Genomic DNA, 1,677 nt, shown 5'->3' with positions numbered 1-1,677 from the left:
GACGGCCTGGCCGGCAGCTTCAGCTACGCCACCGACCTGTTCGATCAACCCACCATCGCCCGGCTGGGCGAACGCTTCACGCGCTTGCTCGAACAGGCACTCGATCGGCCCGATGCGCCGCTGCATGCGCTTGAACTCGTGCTGCCCGAAGAACACGCGCTGCTCGAACGCTGGAACGACACCGCTGCGGCTTATCCGGAGCATCTGTGCATTCATCAGCTCTTCGAGCAACAGGTTCAACGCACGCCCGATGCCGTCGCGCTGGTCTTCGAGAACGAGCAGCTCACCTATGCGCAGCTCAATGCACGCGCCAACCGGCTTGCGCATCACCTGATCGCGCTCGGGGTGCGCCCGGAAGATCGGGTGGCGCTGTGCATGGAGCGCGGCATCGGCATGATCGTCGCGTTGCTCGCCATTCTCAAGGCCGGGGGTGCCTACGTGCCGCTCGATCCCACCTCTGTCGCGGAGCGACTCGGGTACATGCTCGACGACGCGCACGTGTCGCTGCTCGTCACTCAGACACAGCTTCTCGAGCACCTCTCGGACGTTGCGCAGAACCTGTCCGTCGTATGCCCCGACACCGAAACGAGTCTGATCGAAGCCTGTCCCGACACCGATCCCGCCATCGACGCGCGTCCGCAACACCCGGCTTATGTGATCTACACGTCCGGCTCCACCGGCAAGCCCAAGGGCGTCGTCCTGAGTCACCGGAACCTTGCTAACTATCTGAGCGGCGTGCTGGCCAAGATGAACGTGCCCGCGCCGAGCAGCATGGCCCTGGCCTCGACGATCGCCACCGACCTCGGCCATACGATCCTGTTCGGTGCCCTGGTGGCCGGCCATGAACTGCACGTGCTGTCGACCGAGCGGACCTCCGACGGCTACCTGTTCGGACAATACATGCGTCAGCGCAAAATCGGCATCCTGAAAATCGTGCCGGGGCACCTGCGGGCGCTCGTGGACGTGACACTCGATACACCGGCGTTGCCCACGCAGTTGCTGGTGCTGGGCGGAGAGGCGACCCGGTGCGACTGGATCATGTCCTTGCAGGCACTCAAACCCGGGCTGCGCATCCTCAATCACTATGGGCCGACCGAAACGACCGTGGGTGTGCTGACCCATGCGCTGAGCGATGCCATCTCCTATGGCACGTCCATTCCCATCGGACAGCCGCTCGCCAACACGCAGGCATACGTGCTCGATGAATACCTGCGCCCCGTGCCCCTTGGCGTCACCGGCGAGCTTTATATCGGCGGTGCAGGTCTCGCGGGCGGCTATCTGCGGCGCGCGGCACTCACCGCGCAACGGTTTGTCGCCAGTCCGTTCGTTCCGGGTGTGCGTATGTATCGCACGGGCGATCTCGCACGTTATCGCGCCGATGGCAATATCGAATTCCTCGGCCGTAACGATCATCAGGTCAAGATCCGGGGCTTCCGTATCGAACTCGGCGAGATCGAGGCTCAGCTCGCCAGTCATCCGGCAGTGCGCGAAGCGGTGCTCATCGCGCGTGCGCGCCACGACGATGCGCAGGATCAGCAACTCGTCGCCTATGTCACGCTGGTTTCCGAGATCGATGCCAGCGCCCTGCGCGAGCATCTTGCCTCACACTTGCCCGATTACATGCTGCCCTCGGCCTTCGTCACCCTCGATGCGTTGCCCCTCACCCCCAACGGCAAG

Annotated in this window: 1 protein-coding gene; it reads left to right on the top strand. The window is 64.0% G+C overall.

All coding sequences use genetic code 11. The annotated features are described in order from the left end of the window. The coding region (locus tag BG61_RS38335; RefSeq protein WP_035943583.1) for a non-ribosomal peptide synthetase at positions 1-1,677 on the top strand (1,677 nt) is incomplete at both ends.

Source organism: Caballeronia glathei (assembly GCF_000698595.1).
Lineage (GTDB): Bacteria > Pseudomonadota > Gammaproteobacteria > Burkholderiales > Burkholderiaceae > Caballeronia > Caballeronia glathei.
The sequence above is the reverse complement of the archived record's forward strand: the minus strand, read 5'-3'. Positions and strand labels throughout refer to the sequence as shown.